We start from the raw sequence: 14,823 nt of genomic DNA, 5'->3' as shown, positions 1-14,823 counted from the left end.
GAAAGAGGTAGCGCCCGGCAAGGCTTCGTCCAACGGGCCATCCTGATCGCCTATTGGCGTTCTCCCTCACTGTTTTCAGCCCAAGTAGCCTCTGCGCGATCATATCCGTTGGGGAAAGGTGTGCGATGAAAGTCATGGTAACGGGCCATCAAGGCTATATCGGCTCGGTGATGGTGCCGATGCTGCTCCGCGCGGGGCATTCGGTCACGGGTTACGACAGCGATCTCTACCGGCGCTGCACCTTTGCTTCGGGCGGAGAGCAGGCTTCCGTTCCCTCCATCCAAAAGGACGTCAGGGACGTGCAAGCGCGCGACCTCGAAGGGGTCGATGCCGTCATCCACCTGGCGGCTCTTTCCAACGACCCGCTGTCCGACCTCGATCCGGACATCACCTACGAGATCAACCACAAGGGCAGCGTTCGTTTCGCGAAGGCGGCCAAGGAGGCCGGCGTGTCGCGCTTCCTCTTCGCCTCGTCGTGCAGCAATTACGGCCAGGCGGGCGAGGGGATGGTCGATGAAACGGGCGAGCTGAACCCGGTCACGCCCTACGGCTGGTCCAAGGTGCTTTCGGAGCGGGATATTTCCGAATTGGCCGACAGCAGCTTCTCTCCGACCTATTTCCGGCCCGCCACCGCCTACGGCGTGTCACCCCGGCTCCGCTTCGACATCGTGCTGAACAATCTGGTCGCCTGGGCCGTCACCAAAGGCGTGATCCTCCTGAAGTCGGACGGGACACCGTGGCGGCCGATCGTCCACATCGAGGACATTTCCAGGGCGTTCATCGCCGGGCTGGAAGCGCCGCGCGAGGTCGTCCATAACGAGGCCTTCAATGTGGGACGGACGGACCACAATTACAGGATCCGCGACATAGCCGAGATTGTCGCCAAAGTCGTGCCGGGCTGCCGGCTTGAATTCGCCTCGGATGCTGGACCCGACAAGCGGTCCTACCGCGTCGACTTCGGCAAGATCGCGCGCTCCCTTCCTGCCTTCAAGCCGCAGTGGGATGCGCGCAAGGGCGCCGAGCAGCTTTACCAGGCCTACGGCAAGTCCAATGTCACTCTCGAGGAATTCGAAGGACCGCGCTTCCAGCGTATCGGCCACATCCGGTATCTTCTGGCCAACCGGCTTCTGGATGAGCGGATGCGGGTCACTGAACCTTCGCGAAAGCTGGAGGCAGCGGCAAGCTAACCGGAATGGAACACATAACCCCCGAGGGACTCGGCGCGCCGCCGTCTTCCACCGGCCTCGGCCAGGAAATCTATGCTTTGGCCGAACGTCTGTTTCCGATTTGCAGGAGCATCACCGGGGACGGTGTGCGGCAGACGCTGGATATCCTGTCGGGGCACGTCGACCTGGAACGGCGTGAGGTGCCCACCGGCACGCAGGTGTTCGACTGGACTGTTCCAAAGGAATGGAACGTCCGCTCGGCCAGCATCATAGGCCCGGACGGGCAAACGGTGTTGGATTTTGCCGACTCCAACCTGCATGTCGTCAACTACAGCGTACCCTTCAAGGGGGTCCTGCCGCTCAACGAGTTGATGTCGCATATCCATACGCTGCCTGAACAGCCGCAATTGATCCCCTACCGCACCAGCTACTATGCCCCGACATGGGGCTTCTGCATGGCTTATGACGGTGTCGCCAAAATGCCCGACGGTCTCTACCGGGTGGAGATCGATGCCGAGCTCAAGGACGGCAGCCTCACTTACGGCGAATACCTGCACCGCGGGCAGACCGAGCGGGAATTCCTTCTTTCGGCACACATCTGCCATCCCTCATTGGCCAACGACAACTGTTCGGGCTTGGCCCTGCTGGCAACCCTTGCGAAAAGCATGAAGGCAAGAAAAACACGATACAGCTACCGCTTCCTGTTCGCTCCAGGCACGATCGGGTCGATCGCGTGGCTGTCTCGCAACGAGGGCCGGACACATCTCATCGACCACGGTCTGGTGCTGTCATGCCTGGGGGACGCGGGACGCCCTGCATACAAACGCAGCCGGCGTGGCGATGCCGTCATCGATCGCGCCATGGCTCATGTGCTGGGGCGTGAAGCCGGGGCAAAGTTGATGGATTTCTCCCCCTACGGCTATGACGAGAGGCAATATTGTTCGCCGGGCTTCAACCTTCCGGTCGGCATGTTCCAGCGGAGCGTCCACGGCACCTTCCCCGAATACCACACCTCGGCTGACAATCTCGACTTCATCAAGCCGGAGTACCTCGAGGATTCCTTCCGTATCCTGACGGACGTGATCGACATCGTCGAAGGGGATTGGACGCCGTTGAACCTCTGTCCCAAGGGCGAACCACAACTCGGCAAGCGCGGCCTCTACGCCGCCCTGGGCGGGCAGGCGTCTTCGGGAGCAACCTCGATGTCCCTGCTTTGGGTGCTCAATCTCGCCGACGGCCAGCATTCGCTTCTCGCGATGGCGGAGCGCTCGGGTCTGTCGTTCAGGGAACTGGCCGCCGCCGCCAAAATGCTGTCGGATCACGGTCTGCTGGCCGCGGCTTCATAAGGCTCCAGCCGCCGTTCTCTGCTTGAGCAACGGCCACGCCTTATCCCTTTCCGACATCGCCGTCGGCATCAAGGGCCAGGCTATCGAAAAGACAGGGTCGTTGTAGCGGACGCCCGTCGACGCATGGGGCGTATAGAATTGCGATATGAGATACGAGACCTCGGCATCGTCCGTAAGGGTCTGCAGCCCGTGGGCGAAGCCGGCAGGGATGTAGACCTGCCGCATGTTCTGGGGCGTCAGCTCGAAGCCCAGCCAGTTGTAGCGTGTCGGCGAGTTCGGGCGCAGATCCACCACGACATCGAAAATCGCGCCGCGGACACAGGAGACGAGCTTCACCTCGGCGTAAGGGTCGTCCTGGAAATGCAGGCCCCGGAGTGTTCCCTTTTTGACCGAATGTGCACGGCTGTGCTGGACAAAGCGCGTCGCCAGCCCGCAATCGGCCATCTCCTTTTCACAGAATGTTCGGGTGAATGAACCGCGATCGTCAACCACCGGTGTCGGCTCGATCAGCCAGACACCCTTCAGCTCCGTTTCGGTAAACCGCATGTCTGCCTAAATCCCCAGTAGCCGGGCCTAGTTAGCCGGGCTAGCACCGCGGTCGGATTGTCGGCACCGCCTGCCTGGGCTGGAAGAGCTACCTAAGCCTTAGGTGGCTTCTCCGATCGCGGTATGCCGGGTCGACCGCATTACCCCGTTCGGAGGTCCTTGCGCCGTCATTGCCCCCGCCGTTTCCCTATAAGGATTAAGGCACCCAACGGATTGGCAAATCGAACTCGCGGGGCGCCCCGTCCTAACCTGCGTTGAAAAGATGCACTCCCTGCGGAGCGCGGCGGGCACAGGTTCATCGTCAGGCCACCGCGTCTCCGTTTTTTCAAACCAGGGCGACAGAGGGGTACGGAATGAATATTCAGGCTGTCGAAATTGCTCGCGACCAGAACACGGCACGCCGCAATGTCAGCTGCAGGCTGTGCGGATCGCGCCTGCGCCACAGTCTGGTCGACCTGGGCATGTCGCCACCTTGCGAGAGCTTCCTGCAGGCCGACCAGCTTGACCAGATGGAACTCTATTATCCGCTCAATGTCCTGGTCTGTGAGCGCTGCTACCTGGTGCAGCTCAAGGAGTATGTGAGCCCCGAGACCATTTTCAACGAATATGCCTACTTCTCTTCCTTCTCGACAAGTTGGGTGGCCCACTCGAAAGCCTATTGCGAAGCGATAACGAAGCGACTTGGGCTTGGCGCCGACAGCTTCGCGGTAGAACTCGCAAGCAATGACGGCTACCTGCTGCAGCACTTCCTGCCGCTCGGCGTTCCCGTGCTTGGCATCGAGCCGGCGGCCAACGTTGCGCGCGCTGCGGTCGAGAAGGGCGTGCCCACCCGGGTCGACTTCTTCGGGGTGCGGCTGGCACTTCAGATGGTGGCCGAAGGACTCCGCGCCGATCTGATCATCGGCAACAACGTCCTGGCGCAGGTGCCCGACCTCAATGACTTCGTCGCGGGAATAAAGATCCTGCTCAAACCGGAGGGCGTGGTCACTCTCGAGTTCCCGCACATCGAGCGGCTGATGATGGAGAACCAGTTCGACACCATCTACCACGAGCATTTTTCATATTTCTCACTGCTGACGATCGACCTGATGGCGGCCCGCCACGGGCTGCGGTTGATCGACGTCGAGGAACTGCCCACCCATGGCGGCTCGTTGCGTGTTTATCTCGCAAACGAGGGCAGCAGCTGGGCCACGGATGACAGTGTCGCCGAACTCCTCGAGCGCGAAAAAAGACATGGGCTTACGGAAATGTCGACCTACGCCTCTTTCGGCTACAAGGCGCAACGCGCGAAGCGCGATCTCCTGGCGTTCCTGGTTTCGGTCAAAAACGAGGGCAAGACGATTTGCGGTTACGGCGCGCCTGGCAAGGGCAACACGCTGCTCAACTACTGCGCCATCGGCACCGACTTCCTCGACTTCACGGTGGACCGCAATCCTTACAAGCACGGCCGCTTCACGCCGGGCATGCACATCCCGATCAAGCCCATCGACGCGATCGACCAGGCCAAGCCAGACTACATCCTGATCCTTCCGTGGAACCTGAAGGACGAGATCATTCAGCAGATGCACCATGTCGCCGCCTGGGGCGCGAAATTCGTGGTGCCAATTCCTTTTGTGACAGTGATCGATCTATCGGAGTTACGGAGATGAAAGTCGTCCTTTTCTGCGGCGGCCGCGGGACGCGGATCCGCGACTATTCCGAAAGCATACCAAAGCCGATGATTCCGCTCGGCCACCAGCCGATCCTGCGCCACGTCATGCAGTGGTACAGCGATTACGGGCATGACGAATTCGTGCTGTGCCTGGGCTACAAGGCCAACGTCATCAAGGATTTTTTCCTGAACACCCGGCCACAGACCTTTTCCGATTGCGTGGTTACGCACGGAGGCCAGGACGTGAAGCTGCTGGGTGACACGGTCAAGGACTGGAGCATCACCCTGCTCGATACGGGCATCTGGCGCAACATTGGAGAACGCCTCTGGGCTGCGAAGGATCACGTCAAGAACGAGAAGATGTTTCTGGCCAACTACTCCGATGGCCTGACCAATGTTGACCTCGACGATGTGATCGCGAAGTTCGAGGCCAGCGGCAAGATCGCCTGCTTCCTCGCCGTGCGCGCGCCGCTGACATACCATTTGGCCGACATCGCTGAAGACGGTCGCGTGCGTGAGTTCCGCACGACGGAGACGTCCGAGATCTGGATCAATGGCGGCTACTTCGTGTTCCGTCCCGAGATATTCGACTACATGCGTGACGGCGAGGAACTCGTTATCGAACCTTTCAAGCGATTGATCGATGACAACATGCTGATGGCGTACAAGCATGACGGGTTCTGGCGTTCGATGGACACGCTGCGTGATTGGCAATCGCTCGAAGACATGGTCGAAAAGGGGGACATGCCTTGGAATAGGAGGGTCACCGCAGAGAAAATCCGGCGCAGCATGGTGATGGCTGCATCATGAGGGGACTTGGCCTCGCACGTCGCGGGGAGAAACTCTCGATCCTCTGCCTTGGTGCCCATTCCGACGACATAGAGATCGGTGCGGGAGGTACGATACTCGGGCTGATCGCGTCGGGGGTCAAACTGGATGTCGACTGGTGCGTGCTGAGCGCCGGCGCCCAGCGGTCTGCCGAAGCCAGGGCTTCGGCCGAGGCCTTTCTCCAGGGATCGCACTCGTCCACGGTCCACGTCGCCGATTTCGAAGACAGCTACTTTCCGGCCCATAGTCGATCCATCAAGCAGTGGCTGATGGATCTAAGATCGCGGGTTCATCCCGACGTGGTGTTGACCCACGCCAGGTTCGACGCCCATCAGGACCACCGGGAGGTCAACCAACTGACCTGGAACGTCTTCCGCGACCATCTGGTGCTCGAATACGAGATTCCGAAATGGGACGGTGATCTTTGCCAGCCCAACGCCTACGTGCCGCTTACGGCCGACGTGCTGGAACGTAAGATCGAACTCCTTCACGAGCACTTCGGGACGCAGCGCTCCAAGGACTGGTTCGACCGCGAAACATTCGCCGGGCTTGCCAGGTTGCGCGGGATGGAATGCCGGGCACCCGAGCATTTCGCCGAGGCGTTCACGCTTCGAAAGGTCAAGATTTTTTAGCGGCTTTTCACATATATTTTCGCCGAGAAGAGAATGGTGGATGACCGAATGAATCGGGTGAAAAGGGGGTTGAACTGACCGAACGATCTGTTACTTAAATCGCTACCACTGGGTTAAAAATACAACAGAAGCGGGCCATCGATCCTATGGCTTACCTTTCTGCCTTTTTCTGCCTTCCATTTTGAAATTGAAGGGATTTTTATCAAAATGGGCAATGCAAACATTGCGCCGGGATTCTCTTTCAGCGAAGCTCGCATCGGAACGGTCGAGGGCGGAGAATCCGGGGTTCTGGTGTGGAAATCCGACCAGCTGGTCGCCGTACTTACCCAAATCGACGAAGAAGCCTACTGCACAAAAGGCAAGTGGTTCCTCGAGACAGGCTTCGGGCTGCTGAGCGGGCTGCACAAGAACTTCGATACGATCGAGGAAGCCGTTAAATGGGTAGGGATATACACCTTCCCCAAGCCAGTTCCTGCTGTAGATTGACCGGCGGATTCCGCGGCAGCAAGGCGCCTGTGCAAGCCAGCGATGGCTTTGGCCCGTGTCCTTTACCGACCTCGCCTGAAGGGCCTTGACAGCCCGCACCTTGCTGCTTCCGCAGCCGAAGTGAGATCCTGTCCCATCGCCTCATGCGGAAACAATGCGGGATTGCCGCATAAGGGTCCGTCTTTGGTCCAAGAGAACGAGAAAGCAACGCCTTCGTGGCGTCAGGATGTTGCCGCGAGCCGGGCTTCAGATTGCCCCATGGTCGCATTATTCGCGGCTGGAGGGTTCTCAGTCATTTCAGCTCGGCCGTCACCATTGTTATAACGGCGGAAGACAACCTGCGTCGGGCGGCCTACCAAGAAACGGCTCGGTCCCGCTTCCAGGGCCTGCGCATAGACCGCCAGGGCACCGTCGACGGCCTCTATCGTCTTCATGACGGCCGCGTCGTCGTGGGTGTAGCTGACGACGAGAGACGGCATGAGCACTCCACGCCTGATCGTCTCCTGCAGGAACAGCGAGCGGTATGTCTGTGACGGCTTGCCGTTGGGGTCGAGCGTGGCATATGCCAGGCAGCAGGGACGGCCGACAACCTTGAAGTGCCCATCCACCCCATGCCGTCTGGCAGCCTCTGCGATCCCCGTCCTCAGTTTCGTCCCCTGACGGTGCAGGTGTTCGATCACGGACTCGTTCTGGTAAGTCCGCATGGTCGCGATCGCCGCCGCAAGCGCATGGGTCTCGGCGCCATGCGTGGTCGACAGCAGAAACACCCTTGGGCGGTCTGTATGCTCGAGGCCGCCGAGCCGCATGTATTCGCGTTTGCCCGCCAGGGCCGAGACCGAAAACCCATTGCCAAGCGCCTTGCCGAATGTCGACAAGTCCGGCTCTATGCCATAGAGCTTCTGCGCCCCGGCCGCATGCCATCTGAACCCGGTGATCATCTCGTCGAGAATGAGCAGTGCGCCCTTTTCCCTGCAGAGACGCTGGACTTCATGCAGGAATCCGTCCACCGGATCGTCGCCGCGGGAAGGCTCGAGGATCAGGGCGGCCAGCTTGCCGGGGTGCCTGTCGAACAAATCCCTTACGCTGGCGATGTCGTTGTACCGGAAAGTGACGGTGAGCTTTCGGACCGCATCCGGGATTCCAGCATTCATCGGTGTGGTCCCAATGAACCAATCGTCTGTCGAAAAGAAGGGATGGTCGGCGCAGCAGGCAACGAGATCGCGACCCGTGTAGGCGCGGGCAAGGCGAACGGCTCCCGAAGTCGCATCCGATCCGTCCTTGCAGAACTTCACCATCTGCGCGCCGATGAGCTCCAGGAACGTCTCGGCACAGTCGACCTCGATCCTGGCGGGCCGCGTGAAATTGGACCCACCTTGGAGGGCCGTCTCCACGGCCCTGACCACGGTCGGGTAGGCGTGTCCCAGCCCGACGGAACGGTTGCCCATGCCGTATTCGATGTACTCGTTCCCGTCGACGTCCCAGACATGGCATCCCAAGCCACGCTCGATGAAGCCCGGCGCGAGGATGGGATACTGGTCTTCGCCTTTTGCGTAGGTGTGGCTACCGCCTGGGATCAGCTCACGACCGCGCTCCTGCAGGCGGACGGATTTGCGAAAACGAAGGCTTTGCTCAGACATGCCGACCACTCCATTCCGGCAGCAAGTCTACATGCTCGGCTCAGGATTTCGCGTTCTCCATAAGGTCAGCGGTTAGCACTTATGGTGGATACACAAGGCGGGTACCGACTGACGCCGAGCAAATGGAACAGTTTTCAGGGTGCTACGGAACCAGATCATCGCTAGGGATCCAGGCGTTTCGGAGCACTCCGCAAATGCCCACCTGCGGCACACTGTCGAGAGTTAGGGGCAACGATCCGCGTCGGAGCGCTACCGTATATCTCGGGCGGCTCCCGACGCCATTCAAGGCAACGGAAATCCATCAGCCGTCATTGAATGAATCTGTAGTGCGGTACAAATACGACCCGCCAGGGTTCACCCAAGGCGGGTCGCCTTATTGTTTGCGATCACTCTTCGGCCAGAGCGCCCTCTGCGAAGAGATCATTGACTTTGTAGGCCACTTCCGTGCGGTTGCTGGCCTTCAACTTCTTCATGATGTTTCGGATGTGGACCTTCACGGTGCTTTCGCGCAGGTTCAGTTCGTAGGCGATGATCTTGTTCGCCTTGCCGCGCCGAAGCGCCTGGGCGACCTCTGCCTGCCTGAGCGTGAACATGCCCGTCAAAGGCTGCGTGTCGCGGCTACCTGAACCTATGAGGTGCCGCATGGAAAGGACACTGCTCGCCGGGACGAAGATGCCTCCCGCTGCCGCAAGGTTGATCGCCTCGACACAGACGTCGATCCCGACCGAGGTCGGAATGTAGCCGCGTGCGCCGCATTCGAGAGCCGTCAATATCTGTCCAAGGTCTTCGGTGTCAGCCAGGATGACCACGGGGACCGATTTGAACTCGGACGAAATGTGCCTGATCTCGTCGGCGATGCCATGATCGGTGACCTTCCGGCCGCCAAGGTTGAAGAGTATAGCTGCAAGTGGAGGGGCTGCCCCCTTCTTCATGCGCCATTCTTCGATCGAACCCATGGCGACGACCGACATGCCGAGTTCGTGATCCTCGAGGGCCGATGCAAGACACTCACGGTCCAGTGCCCTTCCGTCCAGCATGAGAAGGTATTGCTTGCCTGCCTGCTCGTGGACATTTTCTATTCCGCTAGACGGAACTCCCGATTGATTTGTCGAAGTGTAGTTGTGCAGTCCTACTGTTGAACCCATACTTATACCCACCCTTTCCCCAACGAAAGCCGCTTAGCGGCGCCCAACAAAGCCCCTCATCTCTTGAATTGAAAGCTTGATACCCAACCCATTTTAAAGCTTCAGGCCGTTACCCCAACCTGGAGCCTTGAGCAGTTCTTGGCTGCCGACATGTACAGCAGCTTGGGCAGTCTATGAGCTATCCATAAGCAGTCTCTAACCTAGGTTAATTTTCGGTAAAATTTTTAAGTCTGTGTATGAAACGTACACAGTGGGTCCGGGAGCGCTGCGAGACCTTGAATGGGACAGCGCGGCCATTCCCAGGGCGCAGCTCCGCGCGGCGAACCCGCCGTCAAGCCAGGTCCCAAGAGGTTGATTTGGGGCGGCAAGCAGGATCCGCCTGCGGGCATGCTGACGTGGGAGAAATGAAGTCCTTCACTATATAGCTTCACAGACCTCAAGACGAGGCCTGGTCTCAGGCGTTTCCCTGGGGATTGGCCTCGCTTAGCCACTTCACATCCAGAACCGTCCCGTCAACGTGGATCACGGTTTCGAAGGCCTCTATAAGCCTTTTGGCGGCTTTGCTGGCAATGTGGGACTCGGGATAATTTGCTTCCACTACCCGCGCCCGCTCGTAAACTTCCTTGAGTTTCGTGACCTGCTTGGGACCGAATACGCCCTGTACAACCTGAGTGGTCATACCGCTTCTCCTCCTGGTGCTGGAACTCAAACAACCCGCCCTTTGCCCAGCGCTCCCACATTTCATCATTAACACAGGATTTTGCAACTGAAAGCAAAAACAAGCCTGCAACCGTACTGTAAGATTACTATTTTCTTTGGTCGAGGCGTTCTTTAGTAGGCGTTCGCGGACCGAGGGTTAGCCGTTTGCAGGAGGCGTAGGCCGGACTGCTATCGCGAAACAAACTCAGCAAGCACCCCTCGCTCGAAAACGAAAAGGCACTCTTTTCATATCCTCTGATCTGCTGCCGTGCATTTTACAACGCAGCAGCCGTGACCGGGACATTCAGCTATTCAACCTTTAAGCATACGCCGGACGGACGATCACGCTGTGGTACCTACCGCAGGGAGTTCCCGCACGTCCTGCAGATACGGGTCTCAGGCTACGTCCTTTGGCTCTCTTGCCCGGGATATCCATCTGCCGAAAGATGGGCGGTCGGACAGCTTCCTGCGTCCGAACAGTCCGGGGCCAAACCAAGCGGGAGGCTCGATCGACAATGCAGGTCTCTTTCGTGGGGCTGCTGGTGTGCGTGGCCGTTTTGGTCCTCGCCCGCTATTCCGGGGGAATGCTGATCATCGGCCTGATCGCGTCCCAGGCGTTCGGTGCGACGGCCCTCGTGACGCTAACCTTTCTAGGAGGATCGTCTCCGCTGATCTACACCATGTTTGCGGCCCTGCTCGTCATGGCCGTGACAGTCAGGCGGCGCATCTGGTTCGACCTTGGAAGTGTGTTCGGGAGCATCCGCCCGGTCTGGGTTCTCACAAGCCTCATGGCTTACGCAATCATCGGGGCATGGCTGTTTCCAAGATTCTTCGCAGGACAGACCGCCGTCTTCGTGCAGTCGAAAACCCGAGGCGCTGTCGTAGAAGCGTCCTTGGCCCCGGTTTCGGCCAACACCTCACAGACGGGCTACTTCATTCTTGGCGGGCTCACCGCCATCGCGCTTTGTGTGCTGCTGCTCCACTCCCAAAGGATCGACCAGGTCCGCCGCGGCTTCTTCTTGTGGTGCGGTCTGCACACGGGCATGGGGCTGGTCGATTTTATCGGCAAGAATGCAGGAGCGGGAGACTTGCTGGCCCCGATCAGAACCGCCAATTACGCACTCATAACGGAAGCGGTCGAGCAAGGATTCGTGCGGATCACGGGACCATTTGCGGAGGCCTCTTCGTTCGCCAGCGTTTCCCTCGCCTGCCTGGCATTCTGCTACACCTACTGGCGAAAGACCAAGTCACGCCTTGCCCAGTGGCTGGCGGGCATCCTGCTCTTCCTGACCATTCTGTCGACTTCATCGACCGCTTACGTCGGTCTTACTCTCCTGTGCCTTCCGGTCGCCTTCTCGATGTTGGTTTCAGTCCTCAGGGGGCGGGTTGAGCGCGAGGACATAATGGTAACCGCTCTGATGGCGATAGGCGTGGTCGCCATCATGGGCATCAGCCTCTACCATGCCGGAGCCCTGGAGCCTTTCGTCAGGCTGATCAACAGTACCATCATCAACAAAGCCGATTCTGCCTCAGGCCATGAGCGCACCTATTGGAACGTCAAGAGCCTGCAGTCCTTCCTGGACACCAGCGGCCTTGGCGTCGGTTTCGGCAGTTCCAGGGCATCGAGCTGGCCGATCGCAGTCCTTTCCCAACTTGGCCTGTTCGGATCGCTGATGATGGCGATCCTGCTCGGCGTCCTGGTCGGCGGATTGGGAGGGATGCGGGAATGGGTGGACCCAGAAACCGAAGCGGTCGTGACGAGCGTCAGGAATGCTTCCCTCGCCGGGATGATTGCCAGCTCACTGTCGGGTGGCAGCGCCGATCCAGGCATCCTCTTCTTCATCGCACTTGCCGTGGTTTGCGCCACGAAGGTCCGTGCTCGACGTACGATGACAGCGTTTGAACGAACCGCCTGGCATCAGACAGCGGCAGAGGCAACATGAACGATCTCGCCGCCTGGCACGCTGCAACCATGACGTAGCAACGGCGGCGACTCCGCTCCACGGGATCGCCTCGTCGGCTGAGGAACGGACAGTCCCGTCAGCCTAGTTGGTTTTCAGCTTGCCGAGCCGGTTTTCGGCGATCCAGCGGGCCGCCAGCACCAGCGCACCCATGCTGAAATCCTTGCCATGCCTGGCCACCATCTCTTCCGACAGTTTGGCCAACCGTTCGAAAAATTCGTCCTTGCTCTCGTCCTCGGCGGTAAGTTCGGTCTGCATGTCATCCTCCTGTTTCATGTGGACTGCGTCCGCTATTTGAACATCTGCGCGGGAAAGGTGACGATCGCGGCGGTGCCGTCGACAGATCCCATCGCCAGATGCCGCCCGTCGCCGGACCAAGCGAGAGCGGTGACAGCGCTGCCTAGGGGTCTGACGAGAAGCTCGTCTCGTGATCCGATCTGGGCGACGATGATACGGCCGTTGGCGTAGCCTGCGGCAATCAGCATCTTCTCGGGGTGCGCCGCCACCGCTTCGACCAGAACCAGCCCGGTCCGACCCGTCTCCAACGCGCCCGAGGTTTCGCCGCCAAATGGCGGGGCGGTCATCGACCAGCCGGCGATCCGGAACGCGCCCGAGGCAAACAGCGCATTTGCCGGCGCGCTCCAGCATACCGTCCGAACCGGCGATGGAAATCCCGCGACGATATCGGCTTGGCCATCGGCCAGGCTGATCAGCGCAAAGCCGCCGGTCTCCAGCCCGCAGGCCAACCAACGCCCGTCGCCGCTCCAGCGGATCGATACCGGGCGCGATGAAAGAGAAATGTCTCGTATCAAGGCAGCGTCGCCTTCGACCGACCAGATCGACAACCCCTCATCAAGGCCGCAGGCGAGGCGTCTCCCACCAGGCGAGAACGCAAGGGCGTCCATGGACGATGTCGTGGCATGTTTCAGCTTCACCGCATCGCCCTGACCACTCGACAGGAAGACATCCTTTCCGTTGCTGACGGCTGTCAGCATCGCCCGGGCGCTGTGATCCATGGCCACGATCGGCCCGTCGATCCTGGCCAGGGGTTCCGCGACTTCACCGCCGACGGTCAGAAGCGACGCTTCGCCGTTGGCCGCGCCGACCAGAAAGCCGGAATGCGCATGGGCGGCGAGGGGGACGTCGCCATCGCCGAACGCCGCCGTGGCGATCAATGGCACTGGTGACTTTTCCCGGGGGCGGATCGTCGTCTGGCCGAGATCGTTGCTCACCCTGATCCGCGACTCCGGCGGCTCGTGATCCGCGACCGCGGCGATGGCGACGGTTCCGTCGATGGAGGTGAAGGCGACAGCCGAACCGTCGGCGCTGAAGCGCAGATCGGCGATCGCCGACTGCCGCTGCCAGCTGCGGGCCAGAAGGTCGAACAAGGTCAGGTTCTGCATCGTCTGCTGGTTCATGCCATCTCTCCCGTCAGTTCTCGTTCGCTGTTGCAGCAAGCCGACGATCGACGTCCTCGATGTCGCCTTCGGCCGCGACGATGCGGTCCTCGCAAGCCGTGCATGCCAGCATGATCGCCGCAGCACTTCGCTGTGCCTCATGCAAATCCTGCACCAGTTGCGCATTGGCGCCGCTTCTGCCGATTTCCAGTTCCAGGCGCAGTACGTCCATTTCAATGCCGGCGCGTTTCTGGTTGAGCCGCATTGCTTCGGCGGTGAGGGCGCAGACGCCGGCGACGAGATCAAGCCGGCGAGCAAGCAGCGCGTCAGGCCCGGCAGTATCGGGTCCGCCGGTCATTTCTCGCTCCCCAAAGGCCCGGGTGGCTTTTCGAAAGCCGACAGCAATTTGGGCAATGTGCCGGCCTGTGACTGGAACTGTTTTTCGGCCGTCTCGATGTGGCTCTTGAGCTGATCCCAGATGTCGACGCGGATCATCGATGTCGTGTCTCCGGTCAGCCGCTCGACCTCGTCGACGCGGAACTGGCGTGTCAACGAAACGCCGGAAAATACGAAGTCGCGCAGCAGGATCGCATGGTTTTCGATGAACAGATGGATCATCGGATGCGTCTCCGAGGTGACGCCGCCGGCAGCAAGCTCGGCCCGGATGAAGTCCTGGAAATGGCTCTGCAGGCGGTGCTGGCTCTCGCCCATGAAGCGCATGACAAAGACCAGATCGCGGGGCATGAGCTTGACAAGATCGCCGGTGACGCCGTCGGCATGGCTGGACATTGGTCGGGGCGGCCCGCCCCTGTCCTTATCGTTCGGCATGGTCTCTCTCCAGCGCCAGGCCCGCCCATGGGCCGTTGGCATCAAATAGTAGAGAAAGACGAAGAATTAAATAGATGGTCTGCGTATTTTGATATTTGTTGCAACTGCTAACTAGATATGTTGCGGTTGCGAATATATGGATAATATTACAGTCGTAAGTTACATCTGTAAAATAACGTTACAGTTTGCAGCCTGCTCATGCGCCGAAAAGATGGCGATCCTGTTTTAAGCGTTGGCCGCGGACCTCGTTTTCAAACTGGCACGACGCTTGCTTTGATTGTTTTCACAAGAAGCCCATCGCGCTCGTCGCGGTGCCAAAAGAACGAAGGAACGGAGGAAGCAGCGCTTCGATACGCCATCGCAAATGCGGTTGGCGCCGCGGGTCCCTGCCAAAACGCCTCGAAAACCTTTGCCGCGATCCACTTGAATGGCCGGACCATGAGTCGCGCCTCAATGCGCAACCCTTTGTCATGCCGTTCGCACTCTCACTGGCGGTGCTTT

General features: G+C 59.8%; 15 protein-coding genes. 7 read left to right on the top strand and 8 right to left on the bottom strand.

Annotated elements, in window-relative coordinates; translation table 11 throughout:
- Positions 1-125: 125 nt before the first annotated feature.
- Positions 126-1,187: an NAD-dependent epimerase/dehydratase family protein gene (locus tag HNQ71_RS06520; RefSeq protein ID WP_184871709.1), complete on the top strand. Its 1,062-nt coding sequence runs from the start codon at positions 126-128 to the stop codon at positions 1,185-1,187.
- Positions 1,188-1,192: 5 nt separating this feature from the next.
- The gene (locus HNQ71_RS06515; RefSeq protein ID WP_184871708.1) at positions 1,193-2,512 is read left to right on the top strand and encodes a DUF4910 domain-containing protein; all 1,320 of its coding nucleotides are present in this window, start codon (positions 1,193-1,195) and stop codon (positions 2,510-2,512) included.
- Here HNQ71_RS06515 and rfbC read toward each other — a convergent pair.
- Positions 2,507-3,058, bottom strand: coding sequence for a dTDP-4-dehydrorhamnose 3,5-epimerase (rfbC, locus tag HNQ71_RS06510; protein WP_184871707.1), 552 nt, complete (start codon positions 3,056-3,058; stop codon positions 2,507-2,509). The genes HNQ71_RS06515 and rfbC overlap by 6 nt on opposite strands.
- A 353-nt stretch (positions 3,059-3,411) precedes the next feature.
- Between rfbC and HNQ71_RS06505 the strand changes: the two genes are divergently transcribed.
- The 4 genes from HNQ71_RS06505 (at position 3,412) to HNQ71_RS06490 (ending at position 6,655) form a co-directional block, all read left to right on the top strand.
- Positions 3,412-4,707: a class I SAM-dependent methyltransferase gene (locus HNQ71_RS06505; protein ID WP_184871706.1), complete on the top strand. Its 1,296-nt coding sequence runs from the start codon at positions 3,412-3,414 to the stop codon at positions 4,705-4,707.
- Positions 4,704-5,519 carry a sugar phosphate nucleotidyltransferase gene (locus HNQ71_RS06500; RefSeq protein ID WP_095080663.1) on the top strand — a complete coding sequence of 272 codons (816 nt, stop codon included), beginning with the start codon at positions 4,704-4,706 and terminating at the stop codon, positions 5,517-5,519. The genes HNQ71_RS06505 and HNQ71_RS06500 overlap by 4 nt, the downstream gene beginning before the upstream one ends.
- Positions 5,516-6,169, top strand: coding sequence for a PIG-L deacetylase family protein (locus HNQ71_RS06495; RefSeq protein ID WP_184871705.1), 654 nt, complete (start codon positions 5,516-5,518; stop codon positions 6,167-6,169). Before HNQ71_RS06500 ends, HNQ71_RS06495 begins: the two co-directional genes overlap by 4 nt.
- Before the next feature lie 207 nt (positions 6,170-6,376).
- The gene (locus HNQ71_RS06490) at positions 6,377-6,655 is read left to right on the top strand and encodes a hypothetical protein (RefSeq protein WP_246461219.1); all 279 of its coding nucleotides are present in this window, start codon (positions 6,377-6,379) and stop codon (positions 6,653-6,655) included.
- 221 nt (positions 6,656-6,876) lie between these two features.
- Here HNQ71_RS06490 and HNQ71_RS06485 read toward each other — a convergent pair whose 3' ends face one another.
- The 3 genes from HNQ71_RS06485 to HNQ71_RS06475 all read right to left on the bottom strand — a co-directional run bounded on the left by HNQ71_RS06485 (position 6,877) and on the right by HNQ71_RS06475 (position 10,116).
- Positions 6,877-8,292, bottom strand: coding sequence for a glutamate-1-semialdehyde 2,1-aminomutase (locus tag HNQ71_RS06485; RefSeq protein ID WP_184871704.1), 1,416 nt, complete (start codon positions 8,290-8,292; stop codon positions 6,877-6,879).
- A 386-nt stretch (positions 8,293-8,678) separates the two neighbouring features.
- Positions 8,679-9,437 (bottom strand): LuxR C-terminal-related transcriptional regulator, encoded by a 759-nt coding sequence (locus HNQ71_RS06480; RefSeq protein ID WP_184871703.1) that lies wholly within the window; start codon positions 9,435-9,437, stop codon positions 8,679-8,681.
- 454 nt (positions 9,438-9,891) lie between these two features.
- A complete protein-coding gene (locus tag HNQ71_RS06475) occupies positions 9,892-10,116 on the bottom strand; it encodes a hypothetical protein (protein WP_184871702.1) in 225 nt (74 codons plus the stop codon).
- A gap of 535 nt (positions 10,117-10,651) precedes the next feature.
- On the opposite strand from HNQ71_RS06475, the gene HNQ71_RS06470 reads away from it, so the two are divergent.
- Positions 10,652-12,079, top strand: a complete 1,428-nt coding sequence (locus HNQ71_RS06470; protein ID WP_184871701.1) for a hypothetical protein — start codon at positions 10,652-10,654, stop codon at positions 12,077-12,079.
- A gap of 102 nt (positions 12,080-12,181) precedes the next feature.
- Here HNQ71_RS06470 and HNQ71_RS06465 read toward each other — a convergent pair whose 3' ends face one another.
- The 4 genes from HNQ71_RS06465 to HNQ71_RS06450 are packed head-to-tail and all read right to left on the bottom strand — an operon-like array spanning position 12,182 to position 14,322.
- A complete protein-coding gene (locus HNQ71_RS06465; protein WP_184871700.1) occupies positions 12,182-12,355 on the bottom strand; it encodes a hypothetical protein in 174 nt (57 codons plus the stop codon).
- A gap of 32 nt (positions 12,356-12,387) precedes the next feature.
- On the bottom strand, positions 12,388-13,515 hold the full coding sequence (locus HNQ71_RS06460) for a WD40 repeat domain-containing protein (RefSeq protein ID WP_184871699.1): 1,128 nt from the start codon (positions 13,513-13,515) through the stop codon (positions 12,388-12,390).
- Positions 13,516-13,528: 13 nt separating this feature from the next.
- Positions 13,529-13,852, bottom strand: coding sequence for a hypothetical protein (locus HNQ71_RS06455; protein WP_184871698.1), 324 nt, complete (start codon positions 13,850-13,852; stop codon positions 13,529-13,531).
- Positions 13,849-14,322 (bottom strand): hypothetical protein, encoded by a 474-nt coding sequence (locus HNQ71_RS06450; RefSeq protein WP_184871697.1) that lies wholly within the window; start codon positions 14,320-14,322, stop codon positions 13,849-13,851. The genes HNQ71_RS06455 and HNQ71_RS06450 overlap by 4 nt, the downstream gene beginning before the upstream one ends.
- Between the last annotated feature and the right edge of the window lie 501 nt (positions 14,323-14,823).

The sequence above is a fragment of the Mesorhizobium sangaii genome, assembly GCF_014207355.1.
Taxonomy (GTDB): domain Bacteria; phylum Pseudomonadota; class Alphaproteobacteria; order Rhizobiales; family Rhizobiaceae; genus Mesorhizobium; species Mesorhizobium sangaii.
Note: the sequence above shows the minus strand (reverse complement) of the source record. Positions and strands in the feature narration are given on the sequence as shown.

What these genes read in the sequence shown, in the direction of transcription:
- HNQ71_RS06520 (WP_184871709.1), top strand. Translation starts at nt 126, where the DNA reads ATGAAAGTCATGGTAACGGGCCATCAAGGCTATATCGGCTCGGTGATG.
- HNQ71_RS06515 (WP_184871708.1), top strand. Translation starts at nt 1,193, where the DNA reads ATGGAACACATAACCCCCGAGGGACTCGGCGCGCCGCCGTCTTCCACC.
- rfbC (WP_184871707.1), bottom strand. Translation starts at nt 3,058, where the DNA reads ATGCGGTTTACCGAAACGGAGCTGAAGGGTGTCTGGCTGATCGAGCCG.
- HNQ71_RS06505 (WP_184871706.1), top strand. Translation starts at nt 3,412, where the DNA reads ATGAATATTCAGGCTGTCGAAATTGCTCGCGACCAGAACACGGCACGC.
- HNQ71_RS06500 (WP_095080663.1), top strand. Translation starts at nt 4,704, where the DNA reads ATGAAAGTCGTCCTTTTCTGCGGCGGCCGCGGGACGCGGATCCGCGAC.
- HNQ71_RS06495 (WP_184871705.1), top strand. Translation starts at nt 5,516, where the DNA reads ATGAGGGGACTTGGCCTCGCACGTCGCGGGGAGAAACTCTCGATCCTC.
- HNQ71_RS06490 (WP_246461219.1), top strand. Translation starts at nt 6,377, where the DNA reads ATGGGCAATGCAAACATTGCGCCGGGATTCTCTTTCAGCGAAGCTCGC.
- HNQ71_RS06485 (WP_184871704.1), bottom strand. Translation starts at nt 8,292, where the DNA reads ATGTCTGAGCAAAGCCTTCGTTTTCGCAAATCCGTCCGCCTGCAGGAG.
- HNQ71_RS06480 (WP_184871703.1), bottom strand. Translation starts at nt 9,437, where the DNA reads ATGGGTTCAACAGTAGGACTGCACAACTACACTTCGACAAATCAATCG.
- HNQ71_RS06475 (WP_184871702.1), bottom strand. Translation starts at nt 10,116, where the DNA reads ATGACCACTCAGGTTGTACAGGGCGTATTCGGTCCCAAGCAGGTCACG.
- HNQ71_RS06470 (WP_184871701.1), top strand. Translation starts at nt 10,652, where the DNA reads ATGCAGGTCTCTTTCGTGGGGCTGCTGGTGTGCGTGGCCGTTTTGGTC.
- HNQ71_RS06465 (WP_184871700.1), bottom strand. Translation starts at nt 12,355, where the DNA reads ATGCAGACCGAACTTACCGCCGAGGACGAGAGCAAGGACGAATTTTTC.
- HNQ71_RS06460 (WP_184871699.1), bottom strand. Translation starts at nt 13,515, where the DNA reads ATGAACCAGCAGACGATGCAGAACCTGACCTTGTTCGACCTTCTGGCC.
- HNQ71_RS06455 (WP_184871698.1), bottom strand. Translation starts at nt 13,852, where the DNA reads ATGACCGGCGGACCCGATACTGCCGGGCCTGACGCGCTGCTTGCTCGC.
- HNQ71_RS06450 (WP_184871697.1), bottom strand. Translation starts at nt 14,322, where the DNA reads ATGCCGAACGATAAGGACAGGGGCGGGCCGCCCCGACCAATGTCCAGC.